The organism is Mesorhizobium sp. M0626 (assembly GCF_040320665.1).
Taxonomy (GTDB): domain Bacteria; phylum Pseudomonadota; class Alphaproteobacteria; order Rhizobiales; family Rhizobiaceae; genus Mesorhizobium.
This window is the reverse complement of the sequence record NZ_JAMYQD010000012.1, coordinates 186,053-203,360: the sequence shown is the minus strand read 5'-3', so window position 1 is coordinate 203,360 and position 17,308 is coordinate 186,053. Positions and strand designations below refer to the sequence as shown.

Annotated in this window: 16 protein-coding genes and 1 pseudogene; 11 read left to right on the top strand and 6 right to left on the bottom strand. The window is 63.0% G+C overall.

Annotated features, from left to right (window positions below; genetic code table 11):
• Nucleotides 1-62: 62 nt before the first annotated feature.
• Nucleotides 63-1,499 carry a DEAD/DEAH box helicase gene (locus tag NKI37_RS17380; RefSeq protein WP_031193338.1) on the top strand — a complete coding sequence of 479 codons (1,437 nt, stop codon included), beginning with the start codon at nucleotides 63-65 and terminating at the stop codon, nucleotides 1,497-1,499.
• Nucleotides 1,500-1,593: 94 nt separating this feature from the next.
• Here NKI37_RS17380 and NKI37_RS17375 read toward each other — a convergent pair whose 3' ends face one another.
• Both NKI37_RS17375 and NKI37_RS17370 read right to left on the bottom strand, forming a co-directional pair.
• Nucleotides 1,594-2,574 (bottom strand): alpha/beta hydrolase, encoded by a 981-nt coding sequence (locus NKI37_RS17375; RefSeq protein ID WP_352788879.1) that lies wholly within the window; start codon nucleotides 2,572-2,574, stop codon nucleotides 1,594-1,596.
• A gap of 70 nt (nucleotides 2,575-2,644) precedes the next feature.
• The gene (locus NKI37_RS17370; protein ID WP_023805244.1) at nucleotides 2,645-3,466 is read right to left on the bottom strand and encodes an SDR family oxidoreductase; all 822 of its coding nucleotides are present in this window, start codon (nucleotides 3,464-3,466) and stop codon (nucleotides 2,645-2,647) included.
• 214 nt (nucleotides 3,467-3,680) lie between these two features.
• Between NKI37_RS17370 and NKI37_RS17365 the strand changes: the two genes are divergently transcribed.
• From NKI37_RS17365 to NKI37_RS17340, 6 genes and pseudogenes are all read left to right on the top strand, one after another.
• A complete protein-coding gene (locus NKI37_RS17365; protein ID WP_023682581.1) occupies nucleotides 3,681-4,715 on the top strand; it encodes a cysteine synthase A in 1,035 nt (344 codons plus the stop codon).
• The gene (locus tag NKI37_RS17360) at nucleotides 4,715-5,458 is read left to right on the top strand and encodes an alanyl-tRNA editing protein (protein ID WP_023736674.1); all 744 of its coding nucleotides are present in this window, start codon (nucleotides 4,715-4,717) and stop codon (nucleotides 5,456-5,458) included. Before NKI37_RS17365 ends, NKI37_RS17360 begins: the two co-directional genes overlap by 1 nt.
• A 95-nt stretch (nucleotides 5,459-5,553) precedes the next feature.
• Nucleotides 5,554-6,405, top strand: coding sequence for a 3-mercaptopyruvate sulfurtransferase (gene sseA / locus NKI37_RS17355; RefSeq protein ID WP_352788876.1), 852 nt, complete (start codon nucleotides 5,554-5,556; stop codon nucleotides 6,403-6,405).
• A gap of 5 nt (nucleotides 6,406-6,410) precedes the next feature.
• Nucleotides 6,411-6,974 (top strand): GNAT family N-acetyltransferase, encoded by a 564-nt coding sequence (locus tag NKI37_RS17350; RefSeq protein WP_023682574.1) that lies wholly within the window; start codon nucleotides 6,411-6,413, stop codon nucleotides 6,972-6,974.
• Between the two features lie 19 nt (nucleotides 6,975-6,993).
• Nucleotides 6,994-7,098, top strand: a pseudogene (locus NKI37_RS17345) (OmpA family protein); the annotation flags it as partial.
• A gap of 134 nt (nucleotides 7,099-7,232) precedes the next feature.
• The gene (locus tag NKI37_RS17340; RefSeq protein WP_023745030.1) at nucleotides 7,233-7,700 is read left to right on the top strand and encodes a DUF1203 domain-containing protein; all 468 of its coding nucleotides are present in this window, start codon (nucleotides 7,233-7,235) and stop codon (nucleotides 7,698-7,700) included.
• Between the two features lie 387 nt (nucleotides 7,701-8,087).
• Here the strand turns inward: NKI37_RS17340 and NKI37_RS17335 are convergent, their stop codons facing one another.
• Complete coding sequence (locus NKI37_RS17335) at nucleotides 8,088-9,368, bottom strand: outer membrane protein (RefSeq protein ID WP_352788872.1); 1,281 nt, start codon at nucleotides 9,366-9,368, stop codon at nucleotides 8,088-8,090.
• 229 nt (nucleotides 9,369-9,597) lie between these two features.
• On the bottom strand, nucleotides 9,598-10,713 hold the full coding sequence (gene ald, locus NKI37_RS17330; RefSeq protein WP_352794516.1) for an alanine dehydrogenase: 1,116 nt from the start codon (nucleotides 10,711-10,713) through the stop codon (nucleotides 9,598-9,600).
• A gap of 155 nt (nucleotides 10,714-10,868) precedes the next feature.
• Between ald and NKI37_RS17325 the strand changes: the two genes are divergently transcribed.
• Nucleotides 10,869-11,342, top strand: a complete 474-nt coding sequence (locus tag NKI37_RS17325; protein ID WP_023668897.1) for an Lrp/AsnC family transcriptional regulator — start codon at nucleotides 10,869-10,871, stop codon at nucleotides 11,340-11,342.
• Here NKI37_RS17325 and NKI37_RS17320 read toward each other — a convergent pair.
• Nucleotides 11,339-12,004 (bottom strand): 5-formyltetrahydrofolate cyclo-ligase, encoded by a 666-nt coding sequence (locus tag NKI37_RS17320; protein ID WP_352788866.1) that lies wholly within the window; start codon nucleotides 12,002-12,004, stop codon nucleotides 11,339-11,341. The genes NKI37_RS17325 and NKI37_RS17320 overlap by 4 nt on opposite strands.
• 181 nt (nucleotides 12,005-12,185) lie before the next feature.
• On the opposite strand from NKI37_RS17320, the gene NKI37_RS17315 reads away from it, so the two are divergent.
• Both NKI37_RS17315 and NKI37_RS17310 read left to right on the top strand, forming a co-directional pair.
• Nucleotides 12,186-13,451: an NAD(P)/FAD-dependent oxidoreductase gene (locus NKI37_RS17315; protein WP_352788864.1), complete on the top strand. Its 1,266-nt coding sequence runs from the start codon at nucleotides 12,186-12,188 to the stop codon at nucleotides 13,449-13,451.
• Between the two features lie 140 nt (nucleotides 13,452-13,591).
• Nucleotides 13,592-15,571, top strand: a complete 1,980-nt coding sequence (locus tag NKI37_RS17310) for a bifunctional 2',3'-cyclic-nucleotide 2'-phosphodiesterase/3'-nucleotidase (protein ID WP_352788861.1) — start codon at nucleotides 13,592-13,594, stop codon at nucleotides 15,569-15,571.
• 60 nt (nucleotides 15,572-15,631) lie between these two features.
• Here NKI37_RS17310 and NKI37_RS17305 read toward each other — a convergent pair whose 3' ends face one another.
• Complete coding sequence (locus NKI37_RS17305) at nucleotides 15,632-16,882, bottom strand: SAM-dependent methyltransferase (RefSeq protein WP_023668904.1); 1,251 nt, start codon at nucleotides 16,880-16,882, stop codon at nucleotides 15,632-15,634.
• Between the two features lie 259 nt (nucleotides 16,883-17,141).
• Between NKI37_RS17305 and NKI37_RS17300 the strand changes: the two genes are divergently transcribed.
• Entirely contained in the window at nucleotides 17,142-17,276 is a 135-nt protein-coding gene (locus NKI37_RS17300) for a hypothetical protein (protein WP_023668905.1), read from the top strand.
• Nucleotides 17,277-17,308 lie beyond the last annotated feature (32 nt).

The window sequence follows — 17,308 nt, the reverse complement described above, 5'->3', positions numbered from 1 at the left end:
CGGCAGGTTGCGCCCTGCCGCCATCGATGTTTGCGGCCAAGACCGCGTGAAAGAAGACTATTTTGACCAACGAAAACACCTCAGCCGGTAACGCGATCTCGACCGGCAACACTGCGGACCTCACCGGTTTCGCAGCTCTTGGGATCACGGGCGCGCTGCTCAAGGCGACGCATGGCGCCGGCTTCACCGAGCCGAAGCCGATCCAGACGCAGGCGATCCCGCCGCAGATGGAAGGCCGTGATATCTTCGGCATCGCCCAGACCGGCTCGGGCAAGACCGCTGCCTTCGCGCTGCCGATCCTGTCGAAGATCATCGCGCTCGGCACCAAGCGCCGGGCCAAGACCACCCGTGCGCTGATCCTGGCGCCGACGCGCGAACTCGCCGTCCAGATCGAGGACACCATCAAGATCCTCGCCAAGGGCGCGCATGTCTCAACCGCTCTCGTGCTTGGCGGCGTCTCGCGCTTCAGCCAGGTGAAGAAGGTTGCGCCCGGCGTCGACATCCTGATCGCCACGCCCGGCCGCCTGACCGACCTGGTGCGCGAGGGCGACCTCATCCTCTCCGACACCAAATGGCTGGTGCTCGACGAGGGCGACCGCATGCTCGACATGGGCTTCATCAACGACGTCAAGCGGATCGCCAAGGCGACCGCGCCCGACCGTCAGACGGTGCTGTTCTCGGCCACCATGCCCAATGAAATCGCCGAACTGGCGAAGGGCCTGTTGAAGAACCCGATCCGCGTCGAAGTCGCGCCGCAGAGCACCGCTGCCGCCGAAATCGTGCAGGGCGTTGTCTTTGCCCGCACCAAGCAGAAGCGCCAGGTGCTGTCGACGATGCTCGCCGACGAAGCGATGAAGTCCGTCATCATCTTCTCGCGCACCAAACATGGCGCCGACCGGGTGACCAAGGACCTCGAACGCGACGGCTTCAAGGCCGCCGTCATCCACGGCAACAAGTCGCAGAACGCCCGCCAGAAGGCGCTCAACGATTTCCGCGAGGGCTCGGTGCGCATTCTCGTGGCGACCGATATCGCGGCGCGCGGCATCGACGTCCCCGGCATCAGCCATGTGGTGAATTTCGACCTGCCGGATGAGGCCGAAAGCTATGTCCACCGCATCGGCCGTACCGGCCGTAACGGCATGGACGGCATCGCCATCACGCTTTGCGATCCTTCCGAAAACAGCAAGCTGCGTCAGGTCGAGCGCATCATCCGCAGCAAGCTGCCGATCGTTGCCGACCATCTCGGCAGCCCGGATCCGGTGCGCAATCCGGCCGAAAAGAACGAGCGCTTCGAGCCCGCCAATGATCGCAACGACCGCAATGGCCGTCGCGACGGCAGGCGGCCCGGTGGCCAGAACAACGGCTTCGCCAAGAAGCGTTTTGGTGACAAGCCGGCCTTTGCGGGTGCAAGCGAGCGCAAGCCGGAAGGCGCCAAGGCCTTCAAGGGCAACAACAAGCGCCGCTTCGGCGGCAAGCGGCCCGCGGCGCGGGCTGCCTGATCAGACGAACCGGTCAGGCTCGTCGAGCCTGGCTTGATTGCTGACGATCGAGTATGAGGACGGTCGGGGCAATGCTTCGGCCGTCCTTTTTCGTTTAGGGCTGCCCGGTAATTGCCTGAACCCACACGACGATCCGCTGCGCCAGGAATGCCGTGGTCGAGGGCGACAGCGCGTCGCCGGCAATGACGTGGTCGTCGGGATCGCCATTGTCGTCGACGGGCACCAGTTCATGCGGTGCGCCCCAGCGGCCGGCGATTTCGCGGGTGCGATCCTGGCGCACCACCTTGTCGGAATCCGAGAAGATGAACAGCGCCGGTATGGTTGCCTTCTCCACAGGCGCTGCGTAGGCAAGGTTGGTCAGCGCCGCCATCGGTAGCACGGCCGCCATTGGATAGGTGTGCGTCCAGAGTTTCTCGTGCAGCGCGTTGCGGGTCGTAAAGCTGCGCTCCTTGCCGCCGACGAACTCGGCGATCTGCCTGCCCCAGGGCATGGTCAGCAGCTCGGCGCCTGAAGCCCTGATGCCGAAATTCGGCGAGATGAATGCGATTGCAGCGACGCCGTCCGATGCGCCAGGCTCAGTCGCCGCCCATGCCGCCAGCGATCCACCGGTCGAGGTGCCGATGACGATCACCTTGTCGCCGATGGCCCGGCCGATGGCGAGCGCCTCCTCGTAGTCGTTGATCCAGGCATTGACGCTGCCTTGCGCCATCGAGGCGCCGTCCTGCCCATGACCGGTGAGGCGGGTGTAGAAAAGGTTGGCGTCGAGTTGGTCGGCGACCTCGTCGGCCAGCGGGCGAACCTCGCCCTTCGATGCCGAAAAGCCATGGATATAGACGATCGCCAATGGCGTCCTGGCGTGAACCATCGGATCGGCCCAGATGATTTCTTTCTCGAGCCCGTCGCGGACGTTGGGCACGGCAGCCTCTTCACGCGCGATATATGCTTGCGGATCGTCGCCGATCACCTTGGGGTCGAAGCTGATTGTTGTGTCGACGGGAACGCGCGGACCAAGCAGGAAGGCCAGGACAAGGATGATGACGACGCCCAGCACCGCAAGCACGATCCGCCGCCCCATCTCAGACTCCACGACAATTCTAAAGCTATGGCGGCCGGTGCAGTCAGGCAACAGCCGGGGCTGTGGACAGCTATTCGTTCGGCGGCTTGCGGTCGAAATTCAGCGGCCGCCCTGTCCAGCGGGTCGCCGTGCTGATGAACCACCGGCAGACTGGCCTTGGCAGCAGTGCCAGCAACTTCAGCCCCCAGCTCAGCCGGTGAGGGAAGGTAACCTCGAAGCCGCCATGCTCGATGCCGCGCAGCAGGCGGCGCGAGGCGCGGTTGACCGGCATCAGCCCCGGCATCGGCAGCATGTTCTTTTCCGTCAGCGGGGTGTCGATGAAGCCCGGATTCATCACCTGGATCCGGACATTCATCTTGTCGAAATCGTATTTCAGCGACTCGGCTAGGATGTTGATCGCCGCCTTCGAGCCGCCATAGGCCGCCGTGGTCGGCCAGCCGAAATAGGCGGTAACCGATCCGACAAGCACGATATGGCCGCGCGCACGGATGCGCATGCGCTCCATGAGCGGGACGAGGCCATTGATGATACCGAAATAGTTGACCTCGAAGGTCTGGCGAAAGTCGCGGACCCTGAGGTCTTCGCCGGGCGTGGCGATGTAGTTGCCGGCGTTGAAGACGGCGAGCACGATCGGCCCGAGCTCCTTTTCAATCGCCGCCACCGTGCTTGCCATGCGCGGCTCATCGGTGACGTCGCAAGGGTAGGCGACGACACGTCCCGGCATCTGCGCCGTCTCGACGATGAGCGCGTCGAGTGGGTCGCCGTCGAGTGCGGTGACCGCGACGACAAAGCCCTTTGCCGCGAGGTCCTTTGCCAGCGCACGGCCGATGCCGCTGCTGCCGCCGGTTATCCAGGCGACGCCGTGCTTCGGGTTGGCCCGGTAAAGTGTCATTCTGCGCCCTGCCGATCTGTCATTAGTGCTCTAGCGGTGAAAAAATCGAATGAAAAGAGCGCTTTTCCGTACTGGTTGAAATGATCGTCATCGCGCGATGTCCGGCCGCGGGAGATTGCAGTGCCCGAAATGCGACTGGACCAGGCGAATTCTTGCCTTGAAACGCACGCTTCGGGTTTCTAGGGTCTCGCCGCAGCTACATAAGGAATCCCGGATGCCCCGTTCTGTGATCGAAGCGATCGGCAACACGCCCCTGATCCGCCTCAACAAGGCCTCGGAGCAGACCGGCTGCGAGATCCTGGGCAAGGCCGAGTTCATGAACCCCGGCCAGTCGGTCAAGGATCGCGCCGGCCTGTTCATCATCCGCGACGCCGAACAGCGCGGACTGTTGAAGCCGGGCGGCGTCATCGTCGAGGGCACGGCAGGCAATACCGGCATCGGCCTGACGCTGGTCGCCAAGGCGCTGGGCTATCGCACAGTGATCGTCATTCCCGACACCCAGAGCCAGGAAAAGAAGGACACGATCAAGCTGCTTGGCGCCGAGCTGATCGAAGTGCCGGCGGTGCCTTACAAGAACCCCAACAATTACGTGAAACTGTCGGGGCGGTTGGCCGAGCAGATGGCGAGGTCGGAGCCGAACGGCGCGATCTGGGCCAACCAGTTCGACAACGTTGCCAATCGCGACGGCCATATCCGCACCACGGCGGAAGAAATCTGGACGCAGACCGGCGGCAAGGTCGACGGTTTCGTCTCGGCGGTGGGTTCGGGCGGAACGCTGGCCGGCGTCGCCTTCGGGCTGAAGGCCAGGAGCAGCAACGTCAAGATCGCACTCGCCGATCCGCTGGGTGCGGCGCTCTATTCCTTCTACACCAGTGGCGAATTGAAGTCCGACGGCAGCTCGATCACCGAAGGGATAGGACAGGGGCGCATCACGGCAAATCTCGATGGGTTCACGCCGGACTTCTCGTTCCAGGTGCCGGACGAGGAAGCGCTGCCGATCGTCTTCGACCTGATCCAGGAAGAAGGCCTGTGCGTCGGCGGTTCGACCGGCATCAACATTGCCGGCGCGATACGGCTGGCGCGCGAGCTTGGCCCCGGCCACACCATCGTGACCATCCTTGCCGACTATGGCACGCGCTACCAGTCGAAGCTGTTCAACCCGGAATTCCTGCGGGATAAGAACCTGCCGGTGCCGGGCTGGATGGATGAGCGCAGCACAATTTCGGTGCCGTATGAGAAGGTCGCCTGATGGCGCACAGAACAGAAGCGCTGTTTCGCGACGACGCCTATCTCAGAGCGGCTGACGCCACTGTTGTCGCCATCAACGAGCGCGGCGGCATCATTCTCGACCGGACCATCTTCTATGCCACATCGGGCGGCCAGCCTGGCGATACCGGAACATTAGAGCGCGCCGACGGCAGCCGCATCGCCATTGCCGCCACCATCACCGGCGAGACCAAGGACGAGATTATCCATGTGCCGGCGCCGGAGCAGCCGGCACCCGAGGTCGGCGAGCAGGTGAAACTCGCCATCGACTGGGAGCGGCGGCATCTCCTGATGCGCATGCACGCAGCTTGCCATTTGCTCACCGTCGTCTGTCCGTTTCCGATTACCGGTGCCGCGGTTTCCGAAGATGACAGCCGCGTCGACTTCGACGCTCCCGATGCCGGCTTCACCAGGGAAGACGTCACCGCCGGGCTGATGGAGCTGGTGCGAGCCGATCATCCGATCTTCATCAGGCTGATCACCGACGAGGAACTGGCAGCCAATCCTGGCCTGGTGAAATCCAAGAATGTCCGGCCGCCCGCCGGCACCGGCAAGATCCGCCTGGTCTGCATCGGCGACAACGCTTCGATCGACAGCCAGCCCTGCGGCGGCACCCATGTCAAAAGCACCGGCGAAGTCGGTGAAATCCATATCGGCAAGATCGAGAAGAAGGGCCGCGAAAACCGGCGTTTTCGCATTCGCTTCGGACCAATGCCGGTGGCTTGAACGAACCATGATCCCGAAAAGTGGAAGCCGGTTTTCGGGGAAGATCATGGTCAACAGGAAGCAATGCTTCGCCAAGGCGGAGCAGGAGAAGAACAATGGCCGATGACAGCTCTTTCATCGTCGATGCGGACTGGTTGCAGAGCCGTCTTGGCGAGCCCGGCCTGACGATCGTCGATGCATCCTGGTATCTGCCGGCGCAGAAGCGCGATGCGCGCGCCGAGTATGAGGCTGCGCATATTCCGGGCGCGCGATTCTTCGATCATGATGCGGCCTCCGATCCTGATGCCAAGCTGCCGCACACGCTGCCCTCGCCACAGCATTTGGCGCAATATGTAGGCGCCATGGGAATTTCGGCCGACGACACCATTGTCGTCTATGACGGTCCGGGTTTCTTCTCGGCGCCGCGCGCCTGGTGGATGTTCCGCGTCATGGGCGTGTTCCAGGTCTATGTGCTCGACGGCGGCTTCGACCGCTGGAAGGCGGCGGGCCGGCCGGTGACGGCGGAGCCGACCAACATCGCGCCGAATGTGTTTCATGCCGATTTCGATGCCGCTCGCGTCGCCAGCCTTGCCGACATGCGCCGCATCGTCGAGACTGGCGAGAGCCAGATTGCGGACGCCCGAGGCGCGGGCCGCTTCACCGGCGCCGAGCCAGAGCCCCGCGCGGGTGTTCGCTCCGGCCACATGCCCGGCGCGCACAATTTGCCTTATTCGGCGCTGTCGCTGGATGGCGCGCTGTTGTCGAAGGACCAGTTGCGCAAGGCCGTTGAGGATGCCGGTATCGATCTGTCGAAACCGGTCGTCACCTCTTGCGGTTCCGGCATCACGGCGGCTGTCGTCACTCTGGCGCTGGAGACGCTCGGCCACACCGACAACCGGCTCTACGACGGCTCATGGACGGAATGGGGCGGGCTGGCAGACACGCCCGTGGTGACGGGCAAGGAATGATGGCGATGGAAAATGGCGCGCTGGACGACATCGAGGTTACGGTCACGTTTCTGGAAATGCATGTGCCGCCGGCCTATTCGCCGCCGTTGCCCTACAACAGGCAGATCGCGCTGCTCAGGACCAAGGACATTCCGCTGCATTTCTACCGCTATCTGATGGATCGGGTCGGGCGCAAATGGCACTGGGTCAATGTGCTGAGGCTGGACGATGACGAGCTTGCCGCCGGGATCCACCGCGAGGACCGCGACATCCGGGTGCTTTATCTTGACGGCGCGCCAGCCGGGTTCTTCGACCTCAAGCCGCATCTGCCGGAAGAGGTCGAGCTCGCTTATTTCGGCATGATGGAACATGCGACCGGGCAAGGCATCGGCCGTTGGTTCCTCGGTGCGGCGATTGCCGCAGCATGGTCGTATGGGCCGAAACGGGTAACGGTGCAGACCTGCACGCTCGACCATCCGGCTGCCTTGCCGCTCTACCAGAAGCTCGGTTTTGCGCCGGTGGCGCAAAAGAAGGAGACCGTGCATCCGCTGTCGTTCGCCGAGCGCTCGGCCAGCGTCATGCGGCCGTGACTTTCTCCGACTGAAGGCCGAACCGACCGTTCATGGCGAGGAATTCCTGCTCGTGCGGACCCAGGACGAGAACTGGCGCAGGCGCCGGGTGACGCTGCGCCGCTTCGACGATTTCATCCGCTGAGCCGGCGCGGGACCTGCCCAATGCCGAAGCAGTCCGGCCTGAGACTGGCCGGGCTGCTGACAGTTGACAGGAATCGGGTGGGAAGCACCTCGGCGGGGGCATAATTTCCGGTCAACCACACCGGAGATTTAGCCATGACCGTCCAGTTCAAAGCCTTGCCGACAGAAGATGTGAGAGCGCTGCAGCGCGGCGGGCCGGACGCCTACGGGCAAACGCCGGAGCGGAAGGTTTCAGATGGCGACGGGGTGCCGTGCCGGCATTGCCTGAGAAACGTCGCCGAAGGCGATGGCTATCTGATCATGGCCTATCGGCCATTTCCGGCGTTGCAGCCTTACGCCGAGACAGGACCGATCTTCCTGCATGCGCAGGAATGCGAACGCGCAGCCGAGACGGAAGCGCTTCCAGAGATGCTTGAGAGCAGCGGCTATATCGTGCGCGGCTATGGTGCGGATGACCGCATCGTCTATGGCAGCGGCGGCGTCATTCCGACTGGCGGCATTGCGGCGCGGGCAGAGACGCTGTTTGAGCGCGCTGACATCGCCTATGTCCACGTCCGCTCGGCGCGCAACAATTGTTATCAGTGCCGCATCGAGCGTTTCTGACAAAAAGATGCCCGCCGGTGGTCTGGCGGGCAGTTGGGAACCGTGTGACGGCACGAGCCGTCAAGTTGGCATCCCTGTCTGCACATGTTTTTCGAATGGCTGATGTGAAGCACTTCACACAAGCGCCGCGATTGTCGCCGGCCTGGTGGCGCGCCGACTGCCGGTGAACTGTCGCACTCCCGTCGCATTCGTCCATTAAAAGACGAGTGTCGATGGGTTTGCCGACCGCGGATGAACCGGCGGCGATCTCGACAACGAGGAAGCGGGGCTTTGGCTCCGCTTTTTTGTTGTCCGCCAGCCTGTTCACTTCCGACGTCAGGAATTTTGCGCAAAGAAAAAGCCCGCCGGAATTGACCGACGGGCCTTCGCCGTGTGTGTGTGCGGCGTTTAGTTGAATTTATACTTCGCGCCGACGCGAACGGTCTGGAAGGAAGGCTCGTCGGTGAGGAAGCCGTCCGAACCGAAATCCTCTTTCTCATACTGCGAATAGCGGTATTCGAGACCAAGCGTCATGTTGCTGGAAACGGCCGTTTCCAGGCCGCCGCCGACCGAGAAGCCGCTCGAGCCCCAGTCGATGATGTCGCCAACGGGCGAGGAGGCATGCAGGTCGAAATGCTGCCAGCTGTAACCGCCGAGGACATAGGCCAGCGTCGATTCGTTGACCTTGGCGCCGATGCGGGCCAGGGCATCGAAGCCATAGTCGGCATCGCCTTTGATCGACCCACCCGGAATGTCCAGCTTCGAGCGTATGCCGGAATAGCGGGCGTCGACCAGAACGCCGGCGACCCAGCCGCCGAAATCATGGTCGTAACCGATGCTCGCCTCGCCGAACACGCCTTCGCCGCCGATGCCATCCAATTCGAGGGCGCTGGCGAGCGTCAGGTCATGCACTACAGTGCCGGCGCCAAGCGCGCCGCCGACATAGAAGCCGGTCCAGTTGTAGGTCGGAGCAGCAAACGAGGCACCGCCGCCATTCTGGGCGCCGAAGCGGTAGTTGGCCGCGATGTGGAAGGTATGGCTGGATGGCTCGACATCCAGAGAGGTCCCCGGGCCGCCGATAATGCCGAGGTCAGCCACCGAGTCGTCGCCATAGTTGGCGTAGCGGTACTCGGTCTTGATCGTCCAGTTGCCGCGCAGCACGGTTTCCATGCCAACGCCGACGACATAGCCGCCACGGTTCTCCGTGAAATCAAGACCGTCGGCAAAGCCCGAACCCTCGAGCTTGAAATGGTTCCAGGTGTAGCCGCCGAGCACATAGCCGAGCGTATCGGGGTTCAGGAGATAGCCGGCGCGCAAGCCGACGTCGAAGCCATAAGCGTTCGTCAGGTCGATATCAGCGCCCGGAAGGCTGATCGACGGACCGATATTCCCGATGTTGGCGTCGATGAAGCCGCCGAGCAGGAAGCGTTCAGAGACCATGTAGTCGTAGCCGGCGGTGATTTCGCCAAACACGCCGTTGCCGCCGATGCCATTGAAGTCGAGAAACGGGTCGACGCTGATGCGGTGCACGGTGGCGCCGAAGCCGCCGCCGATGCCGACATAGGCGCCGCTCCAGTTGAAGCCGGCAGGTTCTTCCACCGGCTGCACAACATCGGCGGCATGCGCTACCGATATCAAAGCCATTGCCGAAACGGCGCCGAGAAGAACGGATTTAGCAGAAATGAACATTTTAGCCCCTTAGCATAGAACAAACCCGTCCGTGTTCTAACAGGATGCTCGCTAATATTGGAATGACAAAAATGCCACATCGATAGGCAAAAGCACCGCCAAGCCGGGCCGTTTCGCCGTGATGTTGCCTTAGAGCCCGCAATTTGTGAGCACGCGGCCAATAAAAAACCCGCCGGCGCAACCGGCGGGTGAGGGAGGCAGAACTGCTTGAGTCGATTAAGGCGTCTGGTCAGGCCGCCAGAACCGCCTTCGATTCGACCAGCTCATAGCCGAGTGCTTCGGCGACGGCGCGATTGGTGATCTTGCCCCTGTGGACATTGAGGCCGTTGCGCAAATGATGGTCGTCGACCAGCGCCTTCAGGCCCTTGTCGGCCAGTTGCAGGCCATAATGCAGCGTCGCGTTGTTGAGCGCGTGCGCCGAGGTCACCGGCACGGCGCCCGGCATGTTGGCGACGCAGTAGTGGATCACGCCGTCGACCTCATAGGTCGGCTCGGCATGGGTGGTGGCGTGCGAGGTCTCGAAACAGCCGCCCTGGTCGATGGCGACGTCGACCAGCACCGAGCCCTTCTTCATGCCCGACAGCATTTCGCGAGTCACCAGCTTGGGTGCAGCAGCACCCGGGATGAGCACGGCGCCGACGACGATGTCGGCCGAGAAGCATTCTTCCTCAAGCGCCTCGACTGTGGAGTAGCGGGTGTGGACGCGGCCGGTAAAGAGGTCGTCCAGCTGGCGCAGGCGCGGGATCGAGCGGTCGATGATGGTGACGTCGGCGCCGAGGCCGACGGCCATGCGGGCGGCATGCAGGCCGACGACGCCGCCGCCGAGCACGGTGACCTTGCCGGGCAGTACGCCGGGCACGCCGCCGAGCAGCACGCCGCGGCCACCATTGGCCTTCTGCAGCGCGGTCGCGCCGGCCTGGATCGACAGGCGGCCGGCAACTTCCGACATCGGCGCCAGGAGCGGCAGGCCGCCGCGGTCGTCGGTTACGGTCTCATAGGCGATTGCGGTGACGCCGGACGCGAGCAGGCCCTTGGTCTGCTCCGGATCCGGGGCCAGGTGCAGATAGGTGTAGAGGATCTGGCCGTCGCGCAACTGCGCCCATTCGTTGGGCTGCGGCTCCTTGACCTTGACGATCATGTCCGACTTGGCGAACACGTCGGTGGCGGTCTTGGCGATGGTGGCGCCGGCGGCGCGATAGGCATTGTCATCGGCGCCGATGCCGGCGCCGGCGCCGCTTTCGACCAGCACTTCATGGCCATGCGCAACATATTCGCGGACAGAGCCCGGCGTCAGGCCGACGCGGTATTCGTGGTTCTTGATTTCCTTGGGGCAACCGACGCGCATAGTCTTCTCCTGATCCGGCCCTTCGGGCTCGTTCCCTGTATCAACCGAGTGAACCACGAATCGTTGCGCAGGTGTTTGCGAATGCGCTTGCGCGGGGTCACGCGTTTCGATAATCGTTGCGCGAAATTGCAGAATTTTCGCAGGAATCACTGTAAATGCCGCTCGACAGGATCGATATCGCCATTCTCGAGGCACTGCAGAAGGATGGCCGCATACCCAATGCGGCGCTCGCCGAAAGGGTCGGCCTGTCGCAGTCGGCCTGTTCGCGCCGGCTCGACAATCTGGAGAAATCCGGCACCATCCGCGGCTATCACGCCCGGCTTTCGAATGCCGCGCTCGGCCACCAGATGACGGCGATCGTGCACATATCGCTGTCGGGACAGTTCGAAAAGACGCTGTCGGATTTCGAGGCGGCGATCAAGCGCTGCCCCAATGTGCTGTCGTGCCACCTGATGTCGGGCGAATACGACTACATCCTGCGCATCGCCGCCAAGGATCTGGTCGACTATGAGCGCATCCACAAGGAGTGGCTGTCGGCGATGCCGCATGTGACCAAGATCAACTCATCGTTCGCCTTGCGCGAGATCGTCGACCGGACCGCCATGGGCATGAAGCCGGAACTGGCCTAGCCCTGAGCAGCCTCGGTCACCAGCCTATCCATTGGGATGTCGTGCGGCTGCGGGTAGATGGTGGCTATGCGCTGCAGTTCGTAGCCGACGCCGATGACCAATGGCTTGAACGGCATGGCAGCCAGCGTGCGGTCGAAGAAGCCACCGCCATAGCCCAGGCGGTAGTTTCGCGGGTCGATGCCGACGATCGGCGAGATGACGACGTCGGGCAGCACCGGGTCGCCTTCGGCGGGGATAGGGATGTTCCAGACGCCTTTTTCCAGCCGGTCGCCAGGCACATAAGCGCGGAAGATCAGCGGCTGGCCCTTCTCGATGACGACTGGCAGTGCCGTGCGGCCGCCGCGCTGGTTGATCGACGCCATCCACGACCGCAGGTCCGGCTCGCCGCGAAACGGCCAGTACAGGCTGACCATGCGGCCGGCGATGTCGCCGATTGCCGCGTCGAGGCCTTCGGTGATAGCCCGCGACATCGCCACCCGCGCATCGGCCGAAACCGCCAACCGTGCCGCGATCAGACGCTCGCGCTCGGCCTTGCGCCAACGGCGCACATCGGTCCAATCGGACGTGGGCGCGCGAAATTCCGGATCGAGTTCGTGCATGAAGCAAGGCGGCGAAGAATATTGCGCCCGCCCTTTGCGATCTTTGTCATCGTCGTTGGCCATGCCTCACTCCCGTGGTTCCAGCCCCTGCAAGGCTATACCCGTCCAGGCTTGCCGACATAGGCATTCGCGACATCCGGCGACGAGTCCTGGGCAGCCTTACGCGCGGCAGTCTAGCGCGCCGCGACATGGTTGCGGTGCACAAAAATCACTAGATAAAGGGAGACAAACAGGGGTGAATGCGATGAGTGAAACCAGCCATCATGTCGTTGTCGTCGGCGCAGGGTTCGGCGGTCTCGAACTCACCCGGGCGCTGGCCGGCGCACCCGTGCGCATCACCATGATCGACAAGCGCAACCATCACCTTTTCCAGCCGCTGCTCTACCAGGTGGCGACCACCTCGCTGGCGACCTCGGAAGTTGCCTGGCCGATCCGTCATCTGCTGCGCAAGCGCGAGGACGTGACGACCCTGCTCGGCAACGTCACCGGCGTCGACCGTCCAGGCAAACGCGTGCTGCTTGAGGACGGCAGTTCTGTTCCCTACGACACGCTGGTGCTCGCCACCGGCGCGCGTCATGCTTATTTCGGCCACGACGAATGGGAGCCTTTCGCGCCCGGGCTGAAGACGCTTGAAGACGCAACCACCATTCGCCGGCGCATCCTGCTCGCCTTCGAGCAGGCCGAGCGCGAGACCGATCCGGCCAAGCGCCAGGCACTGCTGACACTGGTCATCGTCGGCGGCGGCCCGACCGGCGTGGAGCTTGCCGGCACCATTGTCGAACTCGCGCATGAAACGCTGCGCGGCGAATTCCGCAACATCGACACGCGTGAGGCGCGTGTGGTGCTGGTGGAGGCCGGAGACAGGATCCTCGCCAATTTCGCGCCAAAGCTGTCCGACTATGCGCGCAAGGCGCTGGAGCGGCGGGGCGTCACGGTCGAGCTTGGCCGCGCCGTCACGCGCCTCGATGCCGAAGGCGTCGTCTTTGGCGATACGCATCTGCCGGCGCGAACCATCCTGTGGGCCGCCGGCGTAGCGGCTTCGCCCGCGGGAGAGTGGCTGGGCGCGCCGGTGGACCGGGCGGGCAGGGTAATGGTCGAGCCCGATCTGACCGTGCCGAACAGTCCTGAAATCTTCGTCATCGGCGACACAGCGCATGTCTCGCGGCCGGACGGCAAGCCGGTGCCAGGCGTGGCGCCTTCCGCCAAGCAGGAGGGCAAGCACGTCGCCGCGACGATCAGGGCGCGGCTGGCCGGCGATAGCGCGCCGCGGCCTTTCCGCTACAAACATGCCGGCGACCTGGCGACGATCGGCAAGTGGGCAGCCCCGATCGATTTCGGCTCGATCAAGCTCACGGGATGGCTTGCCTGGTGGCTGTGGGGCGTGGCGCATATCTACTTCCTGATCGGTTTTCGCAACCGGCTCTCGGTGTCGCTTAGCTGGCTATGGATCTATTTCACCGGCCAGCGCAGCGCGCGGCTGATTACCCAGGGCGATGACGACAAGGGCTGAGGTTCTCAACCGCGGCCAAGGATATTCATCCAGCCGTCACCTTTTGCTGATCGACTGACTTCACGGTGGACATGGCCGGCTTTCGGCGCGAAGCTTTCGCCCAGGGCTGGGATATTGTCGCATCGCTGGGAAGGAAAACCATGTCGCATTTGCTCCACCCCGTCTCCCGTCGCGGTTTTCTTGCCGGTGCGGCCGCCACAGGCGCGCTGATCATGCTCCACCCGTTCTCCGCCCGCGCACAGGCCAACCAGGCGCATCTCCGGATCATGGAGACGACAGACATCCATGTGAATGTCCTGCCCTACGATTACTACGCCGACAAAGCCAACGACACGATGGGCCTGTCGCGGACGGCCTCGTTGATCGCGGCGGTGCGCAAGGAAGCCACCAATGCGATGCTGATCGACAATGGCGATCTTTTGCAGGGCAATCCGATGGGCGATTACATCGCCTATGAGAAGGGGCTGAAGGAAGGCGATCTGCATCCGATCATGAAGGGCATGAACCTGCTGGGCTATGAATGCTCGACGCTCGGCAATCACGAGTTCAATTACGGCCTGTCGTTCCTCGACAAGGTGCTGGCCGGAGCCAATTTCCCCTTCGTCTGCGCCAATCTGATCCGCGGCACCGAGCTTGCCGCCAAACCGCGCGACGACAAGCTCTACCTCAAGCCCTATGTCATCCTCGACAAGAAGATCAAGGACGGGTCGGGCGCCGAGCAGCCGATCAAGATCGGCATCATCGGCTTTGTGCCGCCGCAGATCATGGTCTGGGACCTGAAGAACCTGGAAGGCAATGTCAGGACGCGCGACATCGTCGAGGCGGCCAGGGCATGGGTGCCGCAGATCAAGGAGGAGGGCGCCGACATCGTCATCGCGCTCTCGCATTCCGGCATCGATATCAAGCAGGGCGACGGCATGGAGAACGCCTCCTTCTTCGTCGCCGGCGTCGAAGGCATCGATGCGGTGTTCACCGGCCATCAGCATCTCGTCTTCCCCGGCAAGAAGGATTTTCAGGCGCTCGAAGGCGTCGACACCGAGAAAGGCACGCTGCAGGGCAAGCCCGCCGTGATGGGCGGTTTCTGGGGCTCGCATATGGGACTGATCGATCTGCTTCTGGAACGGGACGGATCGAAATGGCGCGTAGCCTCGGCCACATCGGAGGCAAGGCCGATCTACCAGCGCGTCGACAAGGCAAACAAGCCGACGGTGGCGGACGACCAGCGCGTCGTCGATGCGCTGAAGGCGGACCATGAGGCGACACTTGCCTATGTCCGCCGACCGGTCGGCAAGACCTCGGCGCCGCTCTATTCCTATTTCGCGCTGGTCGCCGACGATCCGTCGGTGCAGATCGTCAACCAGGCGCAGAGCTGGTACCTCAAGGACATATTGAAGAGCACGCAGTGGAAGGATGTGCCGCTGCTGTCGGCGGCAGCACCCTTCAAGGCCGGCGGGCGCAACGGCGCCGACTACTATACCGACGTGCCGGTGGGCGACATCGCCATCAAGAACGTCGCCGACCTCTATCTCTATCCGAACACGGTGCGCGCCGTCGAAATCACCGGCGCGCAAGTGAAGGAATGGCTGGAAATGTCGGCCGGCATTTTCAGGAAGATCGAGCCGGGCAAGGCCGACCAGGCGCTCATCGACACCGAATTCCCGTCCTACAATTTCGATGTGATCGATGGCGTCAGCTACGGAATAGACCTGTCGCAGCTGCCGAAATACGATGCCAAGGGTGGCGTCGCCAATGCCGGCTCGAACCGCATCGTCGGCCTCAGCTTCGACGGCAAGCCTATTGATCCGGCAGCGAAATTCGTCGTCGCCACCAACAATTACCGCGCCGGCGGTGGCGGCAATTTCCCCGACATCAATGCCTCGAAGATCATCTACGAGGCGCCGGACACCAACCGCGACGTGATCGTGCGCTACGTCGTCAGCGAAGGCACGATCAATCCCTCGGCCGACGACAATTGGTCGTTCACGCCGCTGCCCGGCACCAGCGTCGTGTTCGAGACCGGCCCCAAAGCGAAGGATTTTATATCGGGAGTGAAATCGCTCAAGATCGAGCCGGCCGGCGAGGGCGAATCCGGGTTTGCGAAGTATCGCATCCTGCTTTGAGGCAACGTGCAGCTAACAGGGAAAACGAGCGGGCATACGCCCGCTCAATCACGCTTCGGATCAGGCTTTGTAGACCACTTGGCGCACGTCGATGTAGCTGGCTCTAAAGCCGGCTTCGCAATAGTGGAGATAAAATTCCCAAAGCTTCTTGAAGCGGTCGTCGAAGCCGAGCGGGACGATCTTTTCCCACGACGCCCAGAAGCGGTTGCGCCATTCGGCAAGCGTGCGGGCATAGTCGTCCGGAAAGACGCGCTCGCGCAGATGGGCAAGGCCATGGTCGCTGCCCAGCGTCTTCAGGATCGACGGCGTCGGCAGCATGCCGCCTGGGAAGACATAGCGCTGGATGAAATCCGGCCTCGCCCGATAGGTGTCGTAGGCGGCCTCGTTGATGGTGATGATCTGCAGGCCGGCGGTGCCGCCGGGCCTCAAGCACGCCTTCATCTTGCCGAAAAATACCGGCCAATATTTTTCGCCGACCGCCTCGAACATCTCGATCGAGGCGATGCGGTCGTAAGTGCCCGTTTCGTCTCGGTAATCCTGCAGCTTGATGTCGACCTTGTCAGACAGTCCCGCCTTCTGGATGCGCGCCTTGGCGAAATCGTGCTGTTCGCGGCTGATGGTCAGGCCGGTGACGCGGCAGCCGATCTCGCGCGCGGCAAATTCGGCAAAACCGCCCCAGCCGCAGCCGATCTCGAGCACATGGTCCTTCTTGCCGATGCCGGTATCCTTGGCCAGCGCGCGGTATTTGGCGGCCTGAGCGCTTTCCAGGTCGTTGGCGCCGGTCGCATAGAGCGCCGACGAATAGGTCATGCTGGGATCGAGCCATTGCTTGTAGAAGGCGTTGCCGAGATCGTAATGCGCCGAGATGTTGCGCTTCGAGCCGGTGCGGGTGTTTTCGTTGAACCAGTGGCGGATGCGCTGGACCGTGTTGATGAGCCAGTTGGCGCCGCCGGCAATGCGTTCCCCAACGGCCGAGTTGACGACGAACAGTTCGAGGAAGCTGGTTACATCAGGGCTTTCCCAGTCGCCGTCCATGTAGGATTCGGCAACGCCGATGGTGCCGCCGGAAAAGGCACGGCCGGGCAGGCGCCAGTTCTTCAACACCAGCTCGGCATCCGGCCCGGGTCCGTTGCCGCCGACAAGCACCGCCCGGCCATCCGGCATCCTCACCTTCAGCGAACCGCGCGGCAATTTCATCGCCGCCGACAGCACCATGCGCGCCTTGGCCGGCAGGCCCTTGACGATCTCGGCGAAATTGAGTTCGTCCAGCCTGATGGCGTCGCCGATGCCTTTGTATTCCCTGACAGCCATCTCACACCCCCCTGGACTTCCGCGGGGGCGGCGCAAGATCTGCCGGCCTCCACATCCTCCACTTTCATTCGCCAGGCGCGAACGCCGTAGCCTGCTTAAATTTTCGCCACAATCTTCCACCGCATCGACCGGAACTTCAAGAGGCAAGCCGTGCCCGGCACTGGCCCAGGTGGCGTGCCTGGGGCCAGAATCGGTGAGGGCGAGCGACCGCCGGTGAAATCGCTATGGTTAGGAACAGCCACATACGTTAGTTTCAGCCATGCGTTACGTCATCGTCATCACCGCCATCGCCTTTTTCCTGATCTGGGATGGCCTCTATAATCAGGGCCGCTATCTCGACACGACGGTCAGGGAAATGTCGCGCGTCGTGCGCTACGTCACCGGCAAAGCCTAGCTTTTGCGCCTCTGCAAAGTCGCCTGCCGGCA